Source organism: Actimicrobium antarcticum, from assembly GCF_039536745.1.
In the GTDB taxonomy this organism is placed as follows: Bacteria; Pseudomonadota; Gammaproteobacteria; order Burkholderiales; family Burkholderiaceae_D; genus Actimicrobium; species Actimicrobium antarcticum.
The window spans coordinates 369,426-387,739 of the sequence record NZ_BAAAZE010000008.1; the positions used below are offsets into that span (position 1 = coordinate 369,426).

17 protein-coding genes are annotated in these 18,314 nt (G+C 62.6%); 9 read left to right on the forward strand and 8 right to left on the reverse strand.

The genetic code is table 11. The features are described from left to right. Both ehuA and ABD720_RS09555 read left to right on the forward strand, forming a co-directional pair. A complete protein-coding gene (gene ehuA / locus ABD720_RS09550; RefSeq protein WP_344763052.1) occupies positions 1–777 on the forward strand; it encodes an ectoine/hydroxyectoine ABC transporter ATP-binding protein EhuA in 777 nt (258 codons plus the stop codon). Between the two features lie 69 nt (positions 778–846). Then, positions 847–1,347 carry a LapA family protein gene (locus ABD720_RS09555; protein WP_344763053.1) on the forward strand — a complete coding sequence of 167 codons (501 nt, stop codon included), beginning with the start codon at positions 847–849 and terminating at the stop codon, positions 1,345–1,347. A gap of 209 nt (positions 1,348–1,556) precedes the next feature. Here ABD720_RS09555 and ABD720_RS09560 read toward each other — a convergent pair whose 3' ends face one another. The 3 genes from ABD720_RS09560 to ABD720_RS09570 all read right to left on the reverse strand — a co-directional run bounded on the left by ABD720_RS09560 (position 1,557) and on the right by ABD720_RS09570 (position 4,610). Then, complete coding sequence (locus ABD720_RS09560; RefSeq protein ID WP_344763054.1) at positions 1,557–2,423, reverse strand: DMT family transporter; 867 nt, start codon at positions 2,421–2,423, stop codon at positions 1,557–1,559. A 94-nt stretch (positions 2,424–2,517) separates the two neighbouring features. Then, positions 2,518–3,429: a DMT family transporter gene (locus ABD720_RS09565; RefSeq protein WP_344763055.1), complete on the reverse strand. Its 912-nt coding sequence runs from the start codon at positions 3,427–3,429 to the stop codon at positions 2,518–2,520. Beyond that, entirely contained in the window at positions 3,426–4,610 is a 1,185-nt protein-coding gene (locus ABD720_RS09570; protein WP_344763056.1) for a YbfB/YjiJ family MFS transporter, read from the reverse strand. Before ABD720_RS09570 ends, ABD720_RS09565 begins: the two co-directional genes overlap by 4 nt. Positions 4,611–4,813: 203 nt before the next feature. On the opposite strand from ABD720_RS09570, the gene ABD720_RS09575 reads away from it, so the two are divergent. The 7 genes from ABD720_RS09575 (at position 4,814) to ABD720_RS09605 (ending at position 11,904) form a co-directional block, all read left to right on the forward strand. After that, on the forward strand, positions 4,814–5,356 hold the full coding sequence (locus tag ABD720_RS09575; RefSeq protein WP_344763057.1) for a DUF3455 domain-containing protein: 543 nt from the start codon (positions 4,814–4,816) through the stop codon (positions 5,354–5,356). 196 nt (positions 5,357–5,552) lie between these two features. Further along, entirely contained in the window at positions 5,553–6,113 is a 561-nt protein-coding gene (locus ABD720_RS09580) for a sigma-70 family RNA polymerase sigma factor (RefSeq protein WP_344763058.1), read from the forward strand. Further along, entirely contained in the window at positions 6,110–6,790 is a 681-nt protein-coding gene (locus ABD720_RS09585) for an anti-sigma factor (RefSeq protein ID WP_344763059.1), read from the forward strand. The genes ABD720_RS09580 and ABD720_RS09585 overlap by 4 nt, the downstream gene beginning before the upstream one ends. A 149-nt stretch (positions 6,791–6,939) precedes the next feature. Continuing rightward, positions 6,940–8,073 (forward strand): ABC transporter substrate-binding protein, encoded by a 1,134-nt coding sequence (locus ABD720_RS09590; protein ID WP_425547973.1) that lies wholly within the window; start codon positions 6,940–6,942, stop codon positions 8,071–8,073. Between the two features lie 281 nt (positions 8,074–8,354). Then, a complete protein-coding gene (locus ABD720_RS09595) occupies positions 8,355–9,398 on the forward strand; it encodes a branched-chain amino acid ABC transporter permease (protein ID WP_344763061.1) in 1,044 nt (347 codons plus the stop codon). Beyond that, on the forward strand, positions 9,395–11,146 hold the full coding sequence (locus ABD720_RS09600) for a branched-chain amino acid ABC transporter ATP-binding protein/permease (protein WP_344763062.1): 1,752 nt from the start codon (positions 9,395–9,397) through the stop codon (positions 11,144–11,146). Before ABD720_RS09595 ends, ABD720_RS09600 begins: the two co-directional genes overlap by 4 nt. Further along, complete coding sequence (locus tag ABD720_RS09605; RefSeq protein ID WP_344763063.1) at positions 11,146–11,904, forward strand: ABC transporter ATP-binding protein; 759 nt, start codon at positions 11,146–11,148, stop codon at positions 11,902–11,904. Before ABD720_RS09600 ends, ABD720_RS09605 begins: the two co-directional genes overlap by 1 nt. 90 nt (positions 11,905–11,994) lie before the next feature. Here ABD720_RS09605 and ABD720_RS09610 read toward each other — a convergent pair whose 3' ends face one another. From ABD720_RS09610 to ABD720_RS09630, 5 genes are all read right to left on the reverse strand, one after another. Then, on the reverse strand, positions 11,995–13,269 hold the full coding sequence (locus ABD720_RS09610) for a HAMP domain-containing sensor histidine kinase (RefSeq protein WP_344763064.1): 1,275 nt from the start codon (positions 13,267–13,269) through the stop codon (positions 11,995–11,997). Then, positions 13,262–13,966 (reverse strand): response regulator, encoded by a 705-nt coding sequence (locus ABD720_RS09615; RefSeq protein WP_344763065.1) that lies wholly within the window; start codon positions 13,964–13,966, stop codon positions 13,262–13,264. Before ABD720_RS09615 ends, ABD720_RS09610 begins: the two co-directional genes overlap by 8 nt. A gap of 30 nt (positions 13,967–13,996) precedes the next feature. Further along, entirely contained in the window at positions 13,997–14,563 is a 567-nt protein-coding gene (locus ABD720_RS09620; protein WP_344763066.1) for a Spy/CpxP family protein refolding chaperone, read from the reverse strand. Between the two features lie 138 nt (positions 14,564–14,701). After that, positions 14,702–17,425, reverse strand: a complete 2,724-nt coding sequence (locus tag ABD720_RS09625) for a M16 family metallopeptidase (protein WP_344763067.1) — start codon at positions 17,423–17,425, stop codon at positions 14,702–14,704. Between the two features lie 92 nt (positions 17,426–17,517). Next, a complete protein-coding gene (locus ABD720_RS09630) occupies positions 17,518–18,267 on the reverse strand; it encodes a HesA/MoeB/ThiF family protein (RefSeq protein ID WP_344763068.1) in 750 nt (249 codons plus the stop codon). Between the last annotated feature and the right edge of the window lie 47 nt (positions 18,268–18,314).

Sequence of the window (18,314 nt, forward strand, 5' to 3'; positions counted from 1 at the left end):
ATGACATCTCCCCTGATCCGCTTTCGCGGCGTAACAAAACGGTATGGCCCGCTGACCGTACTCGACAATCTGGACCTTGATGTCGAACGCAATGAAAAAGTCGCCATCATCGGTCCCAGCGGGTCCGGCAAATCGACCTTGTTGCGGGTACTGATGATGCTCGAAAACATCGACGATGGCGTCATCGAAGTCGGCGGTGAACCGCTCACGCACATGGACCGCAATGGCACGCTGGTGCCGGCCAGCGAGAGCTACAAGCGCAACGGTCGTCGCAACATCGGCATGGTGTTCCAGAACTTCAATTTGTTCCCGCACATGACGGCGCTGGAAAATGCCATCGAAGCGCCGCGCAAAACGCTGGGCCTGACCAAGCAGGCGGCCACCGAGCGCGGCGTCGAATTGCTCGACATGGTGGGGCTGTCCGACAAGCTTGATCACTATCCGTCGCAACTCTCGGGTGGCCAGCAGCAGCGTGTCGCGATTGCCCGTGCACTGGCCATGCGGCCGCAAGTCATGCTGTTCGATGAAGTTACCTCGGCGCTCGATCCCGAGCTGTGCAGCGAAGTGCTCAACGTGATTCGCCGCCTTAGCGACAAGCACGACCTGACCATGCTGATGGTGACGCACCAGATGGGCTTCGCCCGCGAGTTCGCCGACCGGGTCTGCTTTTTTTCAGAAGGAAAAATCGCCGAGCAGGGCACCTCCGAAGAAATTTTCGGTTCGCCAAAGCATGAGCGCACGCAGGCCTTCCTCAGTGCCGTGATGGATGCGGCATAAGCGACGCAGGTCGCACAGAAGCCTGGTAGTTCGACCGTACAATCGGCTTTTTTGAAAAGGAGTTGGATCATGAAAGCACGCACCCTGATTTTGCTGATCGTGCTAGCCGCGATTGCCGGTTTTGCCGCACTCAACTGGAATGCGTTCATGGCACCGACGACGCTGTCGCTGGGCGTGGCCGATATCCAGGCACCGCTCGGCATCGTGATGCTGGGATTGATGAGTGCGCTGATCGTGTTTTTCCTGATCTTCGTGTTGTACTTGCAGACCTCAGTCCTGTTCGACACGCGTCACCACGCGCGCGAATTGCGCAGCAACCGCGAGCTGGCCGACCAGGCCGAGGCGTCGCGTTTTACGGAGTTACGTGGTGTCATTGACGCGGGGCTGAAGCAGCAGTCGGACGCTGACCTCGCTTCGCGTACCGCCTTGCTGGCACGTATGGACCAGCTCGATAAATCCTGGAAAGTCTCGCTGGAGCAGACCGAACTGACGCTCAGCGCCAGCATCGGCGAACTTGATGATCGCCTCAACCGGAACGCTGGTGGCGTAATTATCGAAAACGCAAACTGACCAGTGCATCCGCGTGGGCACGGAAACCCCGTGCCCACCTTACCGGTGACGTTGGTTTTGTAGGTTGGGCTGCGAAGCCCAACATGCGTCAAGTTGCCTTGTGGGTCGCCACGGCAACCGGCAACCGCTACCGCAACCGCAACCGCAACCGCAACCGCAACCGCAACCGCCCCAAACAACGGGCATCGCAGCCCACCCTGCCCACCCCCTCAACCCCGCCTCCCCCCAAACGTCACCAACCACGTCGCCAACACCACCAACCCGCACCCGCACAACGTCGTCAGATCAATCACCTCCCCCAAAAACACCGCCCCCCACACCAGCGCAAACAACGGAATCAAAAACGTCACCGTCATGCTCCGTGTCGGCCCGATATCGGCCAGCAGCCGGAAGTACAGGAAGTACGCCACCGCGCTGCACAGCACCGCCAGCACAACCACCAGCAACAGAATTTGCAGCGTCGGCGTGCCCCGCATTGGCGACAGCGGTACCACCGGCAGCAGTACCAGTGCTGCTCCAAGCTGCGAGCCGGTGGCCATCAGCGCGGGCGGGATGCCGGATGAACGCAGTTTCGAGTACGCCCCTGACCCGGCGTAGCAGATCGCCGCCAGCCCGCAGGCAAGTGCTGCCAGCAAGACTTGCGGCGTGAAGGCAACCGGCCCCAGTCGCACCAGCAGCGCGACACCCGAGACGCCTATGAGTAATCCGAGCGCTTTGCGCACCGTCATCCGTTCGCCCAGCACGGCCATCCCGACCAGTGCGCCCCACAGCGGCGTCGTGGCATTCACGATGGCCGAATAACCGGCGGGCAGGGTGAGTGCCGCATACGCATACAGCGCCGCCGGCAGTGCCGAATTGAAGCCACCGATGATCAGGTATTGCTGCCAGTTGGCGCGAAACTGCATCGCCTGCCGAGTCGCCAGCATGAAGACCAGCATCACGATGCCGGCGATGCCCACGCGCAGTTCGGCAGTCCATAACGGTCCCAGCACCGGCGCGATCACGCGCATGAACAGGAAGGAGGCACCCCAGATGGCGGCGAGGGAAATCAGGCGGATCAGGTCGACAGGGCGCATGGCAGGTTCGGTAAATGGACAGCGCGCAGAATAATCCAAAGCCGGCTGCGATGCTGGCCAGATTCGGCCATCCAGCACGGTCAGACAGCCGTGATCAGGTCTCGACGGTCAGCGCATCTTCGGGCTCGGGATGCGATGCCGACAGCACCAGTCCCATCGCCAGCAAAACGATCCCGGCGCCGCCGAGCGTGGCCAGGCGCACCGCTTCACCGAGGAACAGGTAACCCCACAACATGCTGAACAGCGGGATCAGGAACGACACCGACATCGCGCGGGTCGGACCGATGCGCACAATCAGCGGGATGAACAGGGCTTGCGCGACGCCCGACGAGAGCATCGATAACGCCGTCACGCACAGCAGGGCACGGGTCGATGGCATCGTTGCCGGCATCACCCACGGCAGCAGCGGCAACATGATCAGCGCGCCCAGCACCATCGACCCGGTGGCCATGGCAATCGGATGGATATGCTGGCCGTCGTCGCTGTGGCCGGTCTTTTTGACGATGATGCTGGAGACCGCGTAGCAGGCCGCCGCGAACAGGCACGCCGCAGCAGCGAGCAGCACCTGTACGTTGAGCACCAGCGCGCCGGCACCAACCAGCACGGCCACGCCACCGACACCGAGCGCCAGTCCGGTCAACTTTTGCAGCGACATCCGCTCAGCCAGCCAGAGCACCGAAAACAGCGCACCGAACAGCGGTGCAGTGGAGTTCAGCACTGCCGAATATGCCGCCGGCAAATACAGCGACGCAAACGAAAAACACGAAAACGGAATCACCGCTGCGAATACCGCCACCAGCGCAAACGGTTGCAGGTGGCGCCGCCAGTGCAGCTGCACGCCGATCAGTTTTGCATACACCAGCAGCACCACGGCGGCCATCGAGACCCGCAGCATGGCGGTCATCACCGGGCCGATTTCAGGCACTGCCACGCGCAGGAAAATGAACGAGCCACCCCAGATGGCCGCCAGAAAAATCAGCTTGAACAGATCGAGCGGCGCCATCATGCCGCCAGCTTGCGTTGGCGCGACGCCAGCGCCGCACCGGCCAGCAGCGCCAGTGCCGAATACAGCAAACCGCGCTGCAAGCCACCCGGACCATCGGCGATCCAGCCGACGAAGCCCGGCCCGACGATCTGGCCGAAGGCGAATGCCGACGTGAAGGCACCGATGCCACCCGACCACGCCGCCGACGGGAGGTTGTGCCGCACCAGCGCAGTCGACGACGCCACCACCGACAGGAAGACGCCGCCAAACAGCAGGCCCGATGCAAACACCAGCACCGGTTGCGCCGTCAGCGCCGGCACCAGCGTGGCCACCGCCAGCAAGCCATTGAGCAGCGCCATCGCCTCGCCACCATGACAGCGATCCAGCAGGCGCGCCCAGATACGCGACGAGGCAAATACCGCCAGTCCGAGTCCGCTGTAGAACAGCGTGATCAGACCGGCCGACATGCCCTGTTCGCGCAGCAGGGCGACGACGAATGTCATGTAGCCGATGTAGCCGACACCGAACAGGAAGTAGCCACCGAGGCCGAAGCGAAACGGGTGCCAGTCGAAGTGATCCTGCGCACTGGCCGGCGGCGCTTTGCCGTCGATGCTCTGAATCGGCCATGCCATCACGGCAGTGCCCAGCAGACAGGTCGCGCCAAGCGCCAGCCAGGCCCATTGCCAGGCGTGCGCGGTGCCGTGCGCCAGCGCGTCGGTGGCCGGTACCAGCAACGCCGACAGCACGATGCCGAGTCCGGTGCCACCGTAATACACGCCGATCAGCAGACCGGCGCGTGGCGGGTGCAACGACCCCAGTCGCGCTGCCAGCACGCCACCGGCCACGAAGATCAGTGCGCTGGCGATGCCTGCCAACAGGCGTTGCAACAGCAGGATGCCGGCATCGGTCACCAGACCCGACAGCAGCAGGAACAGGGCAGTCATCAGCGCACCACCGATCAATAATTTCTGGCCGCCGTAGCGGCGTAACAGGGCCGGCGTGGCCAGCGCGCCGATCAGGTAGCCGAGTGCATTGGCTGTATTCATCGCGCCGGCCAGCAGGTAGGACCAGCCCAGGTCGGCACGCATCGGCGGTAACAGCAGCGCATACGAAAAACGCGACATGCCCAGCGAAATGGCGGCTCCCAGCGAGAGTGCAAAGGCAATCGCCAGCGGATGGGTGTGGGCAAGGCGGGTAGACATTGGGGCAGCGCAAAGAGAAAAGGGGGAGGGGCGAGTGTAATGGCTTTTTGGTGCCATGGGGAATGTGAGGCAGACTTGGACGCAGGGCCAAAAAAATCAATGAATTTATTTTTTTCTGGCTGCATCCGATCCGAAAAGCCGGTCGTAGTCACAGGTAAGGCACAGCGCGTGCCCCTTCCAATCAACCGCTACAGGAGAATCACATGTCCCATCCATTCACCACCATCGCCGCCATCGCCATCACCGGTTTGCTGTCCGCCTGCTCGACCATGGGACCCATGATGGCAACGCCCGCAGCGCCAGCTGCCGTGACCGCCCCGGCCGGCAACAAGGTCGCCATGATGGCGGTCGGCGCTGGTGATCTGACCTACGAATGCCGCGTCAAGGCCGCCATGCCGGGTACTTTCGAATGGGTCTTTGCCGGTCCGAATGCACTGCTGCTGGACAAGAACAACGCCACCGTCGGCAAATACTACGGTGGCCCAACCTGGGAATCGAATGACGGCAGCAAGGTCACCGGCAAACAGCTGGCCGTCGCTCCGGGCACCACCGGCGCGATCCCGCTGCAACTGGTCCAGGCGGCACCGGCCATGGGTAGCGGCGCGATGACCGGCGTGACCTACATCCAGCGCCTGAACACCGTCGGTGGCGTGGCCCCAGCCGATGTCTGCAACGAGGCGGCAGTCGGTAGCAAGAAGCTGGTGAAGTACCAGGCTGACTATTATTTTTACAAGGCCGCGATGTAATTGGCTGGGATCGTCGTCGCCCCATTTCTGGCGCGACGACGGGTACCTCGGATGGAAAAAAGGACGGCCTGGGCGGTGAAAAGGAGCGGGAATCAACTATATTGTTGCCATCTTTTTTAACGTTGCAGGTCGCTCCCGTGCAAACGATTTTCACGCAATTGAAATTTTCCGATATTGACCGTCGTCAGGTTGTACCGTGCTGACGCCGGACACCGAGTTTGATTACGAAGCCCGGCTGTTTGCATGCGCGCGCGGCGAGCAGCTGGCGTTGCGTCAGCTGTACGACCGCGAAGCGCGCTGGTTGCTGGGCGTGGCGCTGCGGATCGTGCAGCGCCGCGAACTGGCCGACGAAGTGCTGCATGACGCCTTCCTGCGCATCTGGCAAAAGTCCGGCAGCTACAGTCCGGCGCTGGGTTCTGCGCGTGGCTGGATCTACAGCGTGGTGCGTAACCGGGCACTGGATCTGGTGCGACAGCACCGGCGTGAACCGGCGCTGCCGGGCGACACAGAGATGGTGCTCGACGATCTGGCGGATGAGGCAGACGGACCGCCCGAGAGCCTCTCGCGCGCGCAGGACAGCAGCGCGCTGCATCATTGCCTGCAACATCTGGACGACGACAAGCGCGCCTGCATCCTGCTGGCGTATGTCGATGGCTTTTCACAAACCCAGATCGCCAGTGCGCTGGCACGGCCGCTGGGTACCATCAAGGCCTGGACCCGGCGCGGCTTGCTGGCTTTAAAGGAATGCCTTTCATGAATTTCCAGGACCCCGACGAATTGAATGTGCTGGCCGGCGAATACGTGCTCGGCGTGATGTCTGCTGCCGATCGCGCCGCCGTCGAGCAGGAGCTGACGCGCAACCGCGCCTTGACGGTGGCCGTGGGCGCGTGGCGCGATCGCCTGCTGGAGATGGCACCGGCTCCGGCACCGATCGATCCGGCTGCCAGTCTGTGGGCGCGCATCGAACGCAGTTTGCCCGGACGTGCCAGCACCGGCGGCATCTGGAACAGCCTAGCGTTCTGGCGCTTCAGCGGTGCTGCCGGCCTGGCGGCGTCTGCGCTGCTGGCGTTGCGCTTGGTCACGGCGGTGCCGGACACCATCGGACCGCAATTCCTGGCCGTGCTGCAGGCACCTGCCGATGGTGTGAACTGGTTGGTCGAAGTCGATGACCGCCGGGTTCGCTTGCGCCCCCTGTCGCCCACTACGGTGGCCGCCGGCAAGTCGGTGCAGTTCTGGACCAAGCCGGTCGGCGCTGCGGGGCCCACCTCGCTGGGTCTGGTGCGTACCGATCAGCCAACCGAGATCGCCCTGAGCCAGTTGCCCGGCATGAGCCCGAACCAGCTGTTCGAAGTCACGCTGGAACCGCAGGCGGGTTCGCCAATCGGTCGTCCGACCGGACCGATTCTGGCGGTCGGGCGAGCCGTTCGGCTTTGACCGTTTTGACGTGCTCTGAGCAGGAGGATCGTTCCGTTTGCTTGTCCCGCCCTGACCGAACCGCTACACTCTGGCGCTGCGGTCTGTGGTTCGGACCAGCAACATAACTAAAACCGGAGACCCCCCCCATGAGCATCACCTTGAACAGACTGCTTGTTCCCTCCCTGATCGCGCTGGCATTTGCCGGCAGCGCATCGGCCCAGATCAAGATCGGCGTCACGGTATCGGCCACCGGCCCGGCCGCCTCGCTCGGCATTCCTGAAAAAAATACCTTCGCGCTCCTGCCAAAAACCATCGCCGGAAAAACCGTCGAATACATCGTCCTCGATGACGCCACCGACACCACCACCGCCGTCAAGAACACCCGCAAACTGCTAACCGAAGACAAGGTCGACCTGATCATCGGCTCGACCACCACGCCGAACTCACTGGCGATGATCGAACTGGTGGGCGACGCTGAAACCCCGATGATTTCGATGGCCGCCTCGGCCTCGATCATCGAGCCGGTGGAAGGCAAGCGCCGCTGGGTCTTCAAGACGCCGCAAAACGATTCACACATGTCCACCGCCATCACGGCCCACATGGCCAATGCCGGTATCAAGTCGGTTGCGTTCATCGGTTTCAGCGATGCGTATGGCGAAGGCTGGTATCGCGAGTTCGCCAAGCTGGCCGAGCTGCGTCATATCAAGGTCACCGCAAATGAACGCTTCGCCCGCGCCGACACCTCGGTGACCGGCCAGATCCTGAAAATCCTCGCCACCAATCCGGATGCGGTACTGATCGCTGGCGCTGGAACGCCGGCAGCACTGCCGCAGAAGACCTTGAAGGAACGCGGCTACAAGGGCGTGATTTATCAAACGCATGGCGTGGCCAATAACGACTTCCTGCGCGTGTGCGGCAAGGATTGCGAAGGCACCTGGCTGCCATCCGGTCCATTGCTGGTGGCAGAGCAACTGGCCGACAGCAATCCTGTCAAGAAATCGGCATTGGCCTACAAGGTCGCCTACGAAAAAGCCTATGGCGCAGGCACCGTCTCGACCTTTGGCGGACATGCGTGGGATGCGGGTTTGCTGATGGCGGCGGCGGTGCCGGAGGCATTGAAGCAGGGTCAGCCGGGGACCAAGGAATTCCGCAAGGGCTTGCGTGACGGGATCGAGAACATCAGGAACCTGGCTGGTGCGCATGGCATTTTTAATATGGGGCCGAAGGATCATCTGGGATTTGACCAGCGGGCGCGGGTGATGGTGAAGATTGTGGATGGGAAGTGGAAGCTGGTTGAGTAGGGTGATTTGATTTGCCGGCGTTGGTAGCGTTGCGCACCGGCAGCTGAGATCGCGAACTGTGTGCTTCGGAATCCGCAAGCAGGGTCAGAGACATTTTCGCGGTGAAGCGCTGCGAAAAAAAACTCTGACCCTGGTTGCTGCTCATGTGGTTTGCGAAGGCTGGTAAAAGCAAAGCCCATGCTGTGGTTTCCGCCAGCTGGTAAAAGCCAGCAAAGCTGGCAATAGCGGGTTGCAAGTACGGTACTGATACACAGAATTCAATTGAAGGAAAACAGGTACCCATGGATTTATCAATCGCCGCCATCCTGGCGCAGGATGGCATTACCAGCGGCGCAATTTACGCGTTGCTGGCGCTGGCGCTGGTGCTGGTGTTTTCAGTTACCCGCGTCATCTTCATTCCGCAAGGCGAGTTCGTGGCGTACGGCGCATTGACCCTGGCGGCGCTGCAGTCGGACAAGTTTCCGCATTCGGCGACGCTGCTGGCCGGACTCGGCGTGGCAGTCTTCGTGCAGGAGCTGACGGCGTCGTTCAAGTCGCCCGAGCGACGTCGCAGCTTGCCGATGGCGTTCGTGAAATTCATCGTGCTGCCACTCGCGCTGTACGGCCTCACGCGCTGGTGCGGCAATGCCCGCTTGCCGATGGCGCTGCAAGTCGCGCTGACGCTGGCATTGGTAATTCCGATGGGGCCGATGATTTACCGGCTGGCATTCCAGCCGCTGGCCGAGGCCAGTACGCTGGTGCTGCTGATCGTCTCGGTCAGCGTGCACTTTGCACTGCTCGGCGCCGGGCTGGTGATGTTCGGCGCGGAGGGGTCGCGCACCACGCCGTTCTCGGAGGCGCGCGTCGAGTTCGGCGCGGTGCAGATGAGCGGTCAGAGCATGGTCATTCTGGTGGTGTCGGCGGTCCTGATCGGTGCGCTGTATCTGTATTTTGAACGCACGCTATCCGGCAAGGCCTTGCGCGCCACCGCCGTCAACCGGCTCGGGGCACAACTGGTCGGCATCGGTACCACGCAGGCCGGGCGGCTGGCGTTCACGCTGGCGGCCGGGCTGGGTGCACTGTGCGGCGTGCTGATCGCGCCGTTGACGACGGTGTATTACGACAGTGGTTTTCTGATCGGGCTGAAGGGCTTCGTCGGCGCCATCATCGGCGGGCTGGGCAGTTATCCGATTGCCGCAGCAGGCGCGGTGCTGGTGGGATTGCTGGAAGCGTATTCGTCGTTCTGGGCCAGCGCGTTCAAGGAGGTGATCGTCTTCACGCTGATCATTCCGGTACTGCTGTGGCGCTCGCTGCGCAGCAAGCATGTGGACGAGGGCGAGCAATGATCCGCCTCCTGTTTGTTGTTCTGCTCGCGCTGTTGCCGATCCTGCCGACGCCGGAATTCTGGATCACGCTGGGCAATTACATCGGCCTGTACGCCATCGTCGCACTCGGGCTGGTGCTGCTGACCGGCGTGGGCGGCATGACCTCGTTCGGCCAGGCCGCCTTCGTCGGGCTGGGCGCCTATGCCACCGCGTATCTGACGACGCATTTTGGCTGGTCGCCATGGATCGGTTTGCTGGCCGGACTGGCCATCACCGCCGCAGCGGCCTTTGCGCTGGGCGCGATCACGATGCGGCTGTCCGGACATTACCTGCCGCTGGGCACGATCGCGTGGGGGTTGTCGCTGTTCTTCCTGTTCGGGAACCTGGAATTTCTGGGCAAGTACGATGGACTCAATGGCATACCGCCGGTCGATTTTTTCGGGCTGACGTTGCAGTCGGGACGGGCGATGTTTTATCTGATCTGGGCGGTTGTCATCGTCGCCGTGGTCGCGTTGCAGAACCTGTTGAACTCGCGCTCCGGTCGTGCGATCCGCGCTCTGAATGGCAGCGGTCTGATGGCCGAGGCGATGGGCGTGAATACGACGTGGATGAAGATCGTCTGTTTCGTGATTGCGGCGCTGCTGGCGTGCATCTCGGGCTGGCTGTACGCGCACATGCAGCGTGCAGTGAACCCGACGCCATTCGGCCTGAACGCTGGTATCGAATACCTGTTCATGGCCGTGGTGGGCGGCGCCGGTTATGTCTGGGGCGCACTGCTCGGATCGGCCTTGCTGACCATCCTGAAAGATCAGCTGCAATCGCTTTTGCCGAAACTGCTGGGCAGCAATGGTAATTTCGAGATGATCGTGTTCGGCCTGATGATGGTGCTGCTGTTGCAGCGTGCGCGTACCGGCTTGTGGCCGGTGCTGCGTGGCTGGTTGCCGCAGCAGGTCGGGGTGCAGGCACCGGCCACCGCCGCGGCACTGCCACGACGTGACCGTCCGGCAGTGGGTTCGGTGGCCCTGCAAGTCCGGCTGGCACGCAAGGAGTTCGGCGGGCTGGTGGCGGTCAACGACATGGAATTTGTGGTGCACGCTGGCGAAATCCTTGGTCTGATCGGTCCCAACGGTGCCGGTAAATCGACCATGTTCAATCTCGTCACGGGTGTCTTGCCGCTGACGTCCGGACAAATCCTGTTCCAGGGCGAACGCATCGACACGTTGCCGTCGCGCGAGATCGTGCGGCGCGGTATTGGTCGCACCTTCCAGCATGTGCGTTTGCTGCCGACCATGTCGGTGCTGGAAAACGTCGCGATCGGCGCGCATCTGCGCGGCAGCGCCGGCGTGGCCGCCAGCATTCTGCGCACCGATCGCAAGGAAGAACAGCGCTTGCTGTTCGATGCGGCCCGCCAGCTCGACCGCGTCGGCCTGGCGCATCTGGCGCAGGAAGAGGCCGGCAGCCTGGCGCTGGGTCAGCAGCGCATCCTCGAAATCGCGCGCGCGCTGTGCTGCGATCCGACGCTGCTGTTGCTCGATGAACCCGCAGCTGGTTTGCGTTATCAGGAAAAACTTGCGCTGGCCGATCTGCTGCGCACACTGAAAGCCGAAGGACTCAGCATTTTGCTGGTCGAACATGACATGGATTTTGTGATGAACCTGACCGACCGGCTGGTGGTGATGGAGTTCGGTACCCGTATCGCCGAGGGTTTGCCGTCGGAAGTACAAAACAATCCGGCCGTGCTGGAAGCGTATCTGGGAGGGATAGACTGATGCGCGAGCCGACAAGTACTGCGGTATTGGACGTGGCCGGATTGCATGCCGGTTACGGCAAGGTCGAGGCGCTGCACGGCGCTACCCTGCGTGTCGATGCGGGCCAGATCGTGACCGTGATCGGGCCCAACGGTGCCGGCAAATCGACCTTGCTCAATGCGCTGGCCGGTGCCTTGCCGGGCGGTGGCAACCAGCACGGCCAGGTGTGTTTTCTGGGCGAGGATTTGCACGGTGTGGCGATCGAAGCGCGCGTCGCACGCGGCATGTGTCTGGTGCCCGAAAAGCGCGAACTGTTCGCCACCATGAGCGTCGAGGACAACTTGTTATTGGGAAGTTACCGGCGTTACCGTGCCGGTGAAAAAAACCATGCCGACCAGATGCCGGTGGTGTTCGACCTGTTCCCGCGCCTGCGGGAACGACGCCGGCAGGAAGCCGGTACGCTGTCCGGCGGCGAACGGCAGATGCTGGCGCTGGGCCGGGCGCTGATGGCCAAGCCGCAATTGCTGATGCTGGACGAACCCAGCCTTGGCCTGGCGCCGCTGATCGTCAAGGAAATCTTCCACATCATCGTGCGCCTGAAGCAGACCGGCGTGGCTATTTTGCTGGTCGAGCAGAATGCGCGTGCGGCGCTGCAGGTGGCCGATCATGCCTATGTGCTGGAGACTGGCGAGATCGTGTTGCAGGGGCCGGCCGCCGAACTGGCGCATGATCCGAAGGTGGTCGAGACGTATCTGGGGCTGGCGAAAAAGCACGGCTGATTCTGGCCAGGTGGCAGTCAGCATTCGTCGCTCCCTGATTGTCAGGCGCGACCGATGCGGTGCCGTCGTTGCGCGCGATGCGCTTGCTAGTCAGGCCGGTGGCAGCGTCACCGTAAAGCAACTACCTCCGCCTGCACGCGGCAGGCAGACCACATCGCCACCATGGCGCTGCGCAATCTGCCGCACCAGCGCCAGACCCAGACCGACGCCCCCATCGCGTTCGCGCCCGCCCGGCAAGCGGTAGAAGGGTGCAAAAATCTTGTCGCGTTCGGACTCGGGAACGCCGGAGCCGCGATCGCAAACACTCAGATGGATGCGCCGATCGATGTGGCGCAAGGTGACATCGACCGGGCTGCCGCCGCCATGGCGCACGGCATTTTCGATCAGGTTGCGGACCATCCGGCGCAGCAGGGTCGGGTCGCCCGGCAGCGTGATGTTGGTGCTGGCCAGCTGCGCGCCGGCGCGGGCGGATTCGTCGGCCACCAGCGCCGTCAGGTCCACCGCCCGAAACTGGGTGGCATTGTCGGTGGTGGTGTCGAGCCGGCTGGCCAGCAGGATTTCGCCGATCAGCTGGTCGAGTTCGGTGATGTTGTGCGTCATCTCGCTGCGCAGCGCCGGGGCAGCATCGGCGGGCAGCAATTCCACCGCCATCCGTAGTCGTGCCAGCGGCGAACGCAATTCATGTGACGCATGCGCCAGCAGGCTGCGCTGGGCCAGGACCAGCGTTTCGATGTGGGCCGCCGAGCGATTGAAACTGCTGGCCAGACGCGCCACTTCATCATTGCCTTCCACCGCAACACGGGTTGATAACTCGCCCGCACCGAGCGCGTCGACGCTCAGTTGCAGGCGCTCCAGACGGCGGGTCAGGCGGCGCACGATCGGCAATGCGGCGATCCCCACGGCGAGGGCAATCAGTGCCAGTGCGGCCAGCAGGCCCGGCATCGGGATGTGCCCGGGCCGTGGCTGGTGCTTGCGGGCGCCGACCAGCCAGCGTCCGTCCGGCAGCTGCAGGGCAAATACCGGCGGCCGCCCACCCAGCCAGCCGCTGGTGCTTTGGGCCGGATCGAGCGCAGGCAACGGCCGGCCGACTTCCGCCAGTTTGATCCCGGCGGCCGAATACAGCGCCAGATCGGCCCGCATGCGCGGGCGCCAGCGGATCAGGCCTTCCTGTTGTTCGGCAGCGCTGGCGGTGGCGGGCGGCAGGGCTTCGGCGGCGATTTCGGCGAAGGCGTCCAGGTTGGCGCCGGTACGGGCGTTCTCGGGACTCAGATGCCAGGCGGCGGCAAACAGCAGCGCGGTCACGCCCAGCGCCAGCAGCAGCGCCAGGTAAATCCGCACATACAGATGGCGGGTAAAGCTAAACATCCTGCGCCCGTGCAAACAGGTAACCGCTGCCGCGCACGGTCAGGATACGTCTGGGCAGCTTCGGATCATCCTCGATGGCCTGTCGCAAGCGGCCGATATGGACATCGATGGAGCGGTCGAACGCATCGAGCGGAGCGCCGGTGACGGCATCCATCAATTGCTCGCGCGACAGTACCCGGCCAGCCCGGGTGGCCAGTGCTGCCAGCAAGTCGAACTGGTAGGCGGTCAGCACGCAATCCTGGCCATCGCGCCGCACGGTGCGGGCATCCAGATCGATGGCGAGACGGCCGAATTGCAGCACGTTGGCGCTCGACGCCAGCGGTGGCCGGCGCAGGATGGCGCGCAGGCGTGCCAGCAGTTCACGCGGCTCGAACGGTTTCGGTAAATAGTCGTCAGCGCCCAGTTCGAGGCCGACCACGCGATCCATCGGATCGCCCTTGGCGGTCAGCATCAGGATCGGCAGGGTGCCCACTGGCGCAGGCTGGTTGCGGATTTGGCGGCAGACGTCGAGGCCGTCGGCATCCGGCAGCATCAGGTCGAGCAGTACCGCAGAAAAATCAGGGTCATCACGTAATCTGGCCATGCCCTCCAGCGCGGTTTCGACGTGCTCGACGGCGTAACCGTTCTGCTGCAAATAGGTAACGACCATCGCCCCGAGGCGGTGGTCGTCGTCGATCATCAGAAGCCGCTGCGCCATCTCAGGCTGCTCCGGTGCAGCGGGTGGCCATTACTGCTTGTCGCCCATCGGGCGTTTGTGATCCATGCCGCCCATGCCCATCCGGGCTTGATGGCTGGCGAAATGCGCGGCGATCCGCACGCGCTGTGCCGGTGTCAGCACCTCCGAGATATCGGCCAGTGCCGTCGTCATGCGTTTCGAGCGCTGGTCATCGAGCTGGACTTCGGTGCTGCGGACTTTTTCCAGCGCAGCGCGATCGATGGTTGGCTGACTCAGTAATTTCATGCCTTGCTGATGGGCTTCACGACCTTGCTTGCGCAATGGCATCAGGTCGCTGGCGGCTGCCTTGGCAATCGCGCTGACCTTGGCTTTTTGTTCCGGCGTGCCGTCCGACAGCATGCGCTCGACCATCTTGTCGATGCGCTTGGCCGACATCTCCGGCGTCATGTCGCCATGCATGCGGTGGTGGCCGCTGCGGCCGTGGTCTTGTCCGGGACCTTCGCTGGCCTGGCTGATGCCGGCCCAGGACGCGGCACCGATTACCATTGCCGTTGTGGCGATGGTGGCGGCGATAGTCCAGCGACGGCCGAGGGAGGTGGCGTTGTGAAGCTTGGTCATGATGGATTCCTTCCAGTGTGGTGAGTGCAAACACGTATTCGGTTTGCATGAACACACTGTAGCCAGCCGATGTAGCGCCGGCGTGTGCGCAAGGTAAAGTTATGTAAAGCGGCCAGCCTGGCCGCTTTTTCAGGGCGATTACTTTGCTGCCGCCTTGATCTTGGCCTGGTCGCCCGCGGTCACGATCGTCAGTTGCGCCGGATCGATCGCCTTGCGGAAAGCTGCGCTGACCTGTGCGGTGGTGAGCGCGGCGATTTTCGCTTCGAATTGCTTGCTCCATTCGTAGGTACGACCCAGGTACATGTACGTGGTCCAGCCGGCCGCGACGCTGCCGTCCTGCGCGCGGGTTTGCACGCGCTGCTGCATCAGGCCCGATTTGGCGCGGGCGATTTCGGCGTCCGTGAAACCTTGCTTGATCACGCGCGCCAGTTCATCCCGCACGGCGGCGTCGACCTTGGCCAGATTCTGCGGCGCAGCGATCGCGCTGATGCTGAAACTGCCGACCCGATCGATCGAACCGGCACTCAGCGACGAGCCGCCGCCATACGACAAGCCTTCTTTTTGACGCAGCCGCTCCATCAGGCGCGAATTGAGTCCGGCGCCACCACCGAACAGATAATCGGCCACCGCCAGCGCCGGATAATCGGCATCGTCATCGCGCAGATCGAGATTCATGCGCGCGCTGTAAAAGCCGTTTTCCTTGTCCGGCGAATCGACATTTTGGCGCAGCGGCGTGACCGCGAAATTGCGCTGCGTCAGGCGCGTGTAGGGTGCGCCACTCGGCCAGTTGCCGAATTCGTCGCTGATGACTTTGCTGATCTCCGGTGCATCGAAATCGCCCACGACCGAGATTTCGGCTTGCGAGATGCCATAGAACTTCTTGTGATACGCCTTGACCTGCTCCAGCGTGAGCGCCTTGAGCGCGGCGATTTGGTCGTCGGTGCTCTGGAATGCGCGCCAGTCGCCTTTCGGATACTGGTTGAAATGCTGCTGCACGACTTGCGCTGCCAGCACTTGCGGTTCGTTGCGGCGGGCATCGATGCCGACCAGGCTCTGGCTGCGCAATTGCGCGAACTCGTTGGCCGGAAAGCTCGGTTCCTTCAGCACATGCGCCACCAGTTTGAGGACGGCCGGCAGGTTCTCGCGCGTGGTCTGGAAATTGAACAGGTTGCCGCTGAATTTGAGTTTGTCGAATTCGTCGGCCAATTGTTCGCGGCTGTATTTGCTGGTGCCGCGCAAGAGCATGTTGCTGGTCATGCTGGCCACGGTTTGCTGACCGAACAGGGTTTGTTCATCGCCCCAATGCAGGTTGATCGACGTCGCAACCGTCGCGCCACGGGTTTTTTTCGGCAGCAGGGCCAGCTTGATGCCGCCAAGTTGCGACAGCGTGGTGCGCTTGCCGATGTTGTCCTGGCTCGGCTCGAATGCCTCGCCGGCAGCGCTGTCGGCTTTCGCCACATAGCCCTGCATGACCTTGTCCGGCGTAGGCGCGGTCGGGATCTCGGCGCGTTGCGGCGCGTCTTCCGGGATGAACAGGCCGGTGGTGCGGTTGTCACGCTTGAAGTAACGGCCGGCTGCTGCAGCGACGTCGGCGCTGGTGACTTTGGCCAGCTGGTCGCGACTCTGGAACAGCAAACGCCAGTCGCCCAGCGCAATCGCTTCGGACAGACCGACGCCGACTTTCTGATGGTCATTGAGCATTTTTTCGATCTGATTGGCATTGTCGCGCTTGACCCGGGCCATCTCTTCCTCGGTCGGTGGATGGTTGCGGAAGTCTTCGATCGCCGCGGTCAGCGCATCGCGTACCGGCTCGATCGGGTCGCCCAGTTTGACCACCGCACCGAGGATCTGCAGCCCGGGCGCCACGCCATTGACGGAGGTATTGAAGACCTGCGAGGCCTTGCCGGTGTCGACCAGCAATTTGTGCAAACGGCCGTTCGGTGTATCGGTCAGGATGTCGGCCGCGAAGGACAGCGCATCGCTGTCGGGATGCAGCGACGCGGGTATTTTGTAGCCGACGCCGACAATCTGGATATCGCCTTTGCGACGCACCGCGTAGTTGCGCTCGCCGTCCTGAGTCGGTTCGACGGTCCAGAACACCGGCAGCGTGCGGCTGGGTTTCGGAATCGCGCCGAAGGATTTGCTGATCCAGTTCAGGGTCGTGGCCGGATCGAACTTGCCGGCCACCAGCAGCACGGCATTGTCGGGCTGGTAGTAAGTGCGATAGAACGCCTGCAGATTCTCGATCTTGACGTTCTCGATATCACTGCGATTGCCGATGGTGGAATTACCATAATTGTGCCAGTCGAACGCGATACTTTGCATGCGTTTGAGTAGCACGCCGAAAGGCGAATTCTCGCCGCTTTCGAATTCGTTGCGGACCACGGTCATTTCGGAATCGAGGTCTTTTTTGGCGACGAACGAATGCACCATGCGGTCGGCTTCCATCTCCAGCGCCCATTTCAGGTTGTCGTCGCTGGCCTGAAAAAATTCGTAGTAGTTGGTGCGATCGAGCGAGGTGGTGCCGTTCATTTGCATGCCGCGCTGGTTGAATTGCCGGACCACGCTCGGGTTCTTGGGCGCGCCCTTGAACATCATGTGTTCGAGTAGATGTGCCATCCCGGTTTCGCCGTAATTCTCATGCCGCGAGCCGACCAGATAGGTCACGTTGACGGTAATCGTCGGCTTGGTGACATCGGGAAACAGCAGTACTTTCAAGCCGTTTTTCAGGCGGTATTCGGTGATGCCTTCGATGCTCGTGACGCGCGTCACGCCGTTCGGTAGAGCCTGTGCAAGCGCGCCTTGCGACAACAGCGTCAGCAGGAAAAGCGCGCCAGTGAATCGGTGCCAGCGTTGCAGCATGATGATTGCCTCAGTGTGATGAATCGGTGGTGATTGCGTGGTGATTACGCCGGAGAAGTGGCATGAGTACGGTGGCCATACTGTAATCGACTTCAGTGTGCGCCGCAGACGTGGCATGCAGCGTCACGCCGGATCTTGATGGTGGTCCATTCCATCGACAGCGCGTCCAGCATCTGCAGCTTGCCTGCCAGCGAGGTACCGATACCCATCATCAGTTTCAGTGCCTCGGCAGCCTGCATGCTGCCGATGATGCCTACCAGCGGCGCAAACACGCCCATCGTCGCGCAGCGGATTTCCTCGAAGGACTGGTCGGGTGGGAACAGGCAGGCGTAACAGGGCGAGGCGGCGTCGCGCGGATCGAACACGCTGATCTGGCCATCGAAGCGAATCGCCGCGCCCGACACCAGCGGTACCCCGTGCGCGACGCAGGCGCGGTTGATGGCATGGCGGGTGGCGAAGTTGTCGGTGCAGTCGAGCACCACGGTGGCAGTCTGCATCAGCGCATGCAACCGCGTGTCATCGAGCCGTTCGTCGAGTGCGACGATCTCGATGTCCGGATTGATTGCGGCCAGCGTCTGTTTGCCCGAGCTCACCTTGGATAGTCCGATGCGTTCGGTGGTGTGCAGAATTTGCCGCTGCAGATTGGTCAGGTCGACGGTGTCGTGATCGGCCAGCGTGATCTTGCCGGTACCGGCCGAGGCCAGATAGAGCGCCGCCGGCGAACCGAGTCCGCCCGCGCCAATCACCAGCGCATGCGCGGCAGCGATTTTTTCCTGGCCGGTGATATCGATTTCATCGAGCAGGATGTGACGGGAGTAGCGCAGCAGCTGGTTGTCGTTCATCGGTCGGTTGGGTCGCGCCTGAAGTCCGCGCTCAATGTGAGGGTTAA

Bases quoted from the DNA above. Each gene is read 5' to 3' on its own strand.
- ABD720_RS09600 (WP_344763062.1), top strand. From the start codon at position 9,395: ATGATCCGCCTCCTGTTTGTTGTTCTGCTCGCGCTGTTGCCGATCCTG.
- ABD720_RS09610 (WP_344763064.1), bottom strand. From the start codon at position 13,269: ATGTTTAGCTTTACCCGCCATCTGTATGTGCGGATTTACCTGGCGCTG.
- ABD720_RS09585 (WP_344763059.1), top strand. From the start codon at position 6,110: ATGAATTTCCAGGACCCCGACGAATTGAATGTGCTGGCCGGCGAATAC.
- ABD720_RS09630 (WP_344763068.1), bottom strand. From the start codon at position 18,267: ATGAACGACAACCAGCTGCTGCGCTACTCCCGTCACATCCTGCTCGAT.
- ABD720_RS09575 (WP_344763057.1), top strand. From the start codon at position 4,814: ATGTCCCATCCATTCACCACCATCGCCGCCATCGCCATCACCGGTTTG.
- ABD720_RS09595 (WP_344763061.1), top strand. From the start codon at position 8,355: ATGGATTTATCAATCGCCGCCATCCTGGCGCAGGATGGCATTACCAGC.
- ABD720_RS09605 (WP_344763063.1), top strand. From the start codon at position 11,146: ATGCGCGAGCCGACAAGTACTGCGGTATTGGACGTGGCCGGATTGCAT.
- ABD720_RS09565 (WP_344763055.1), bottom strand. From the start codon at position 3,429: ATGATGGCGCCGCTCGATCTGTTCAAGCTGATTTTTCTGGCGGCCATC.
- ABD720_RS09560 (WP_344763054.1), bottom strand. From the start codon at position 2,423: ATGCGCCCTGTCGACCTGATCCGCCTGATTTCCCTCGCCGCCATCTGG.
- ehuA (WP_344763052.1), top strand. From the start codon at position 1: ATGACATCTCCCCTGATCCGCTTTCGCGGCGTAACAAAACGGTATGGC.
- ABD720_RS09620 (WP_344763066.1), bottom strand. From the start codon at position 14,563: ATGACCAAGCTTCACAACGCCACCTCCCTCGGCCGTCGCTGGACTATC.
- ABD720_RS09615 (WP_344763065.1), bottom strand. From the start codon at position 13,966: ATGGCGCAGCGGCTTCTGATGATCGACGACGACCACCGCCTCGGGGCG.
- ABD720_RS09555 (WP_344763053.1), top strand. From the start codon at position 847: ATGAAAGCACGCACCCTGATTTTGCTGATCGTGCTAGCCGCGATTGCC.
- ABD720_RS09625 (WP_344763067.1), bottom strand. From the start codon at position 17,425: ATGCTGCAACGCTGGCACCGATTCACTGGCGCGCTTTTCCTGCTGACG.
- ABD720_RS09570 (WP_344763056.1), bottom strand. From the start codon at position 4,610: ATGTCTACCCGCCTTGCCCACACCCATCCGCTGGCGATTGCCTTTGCA.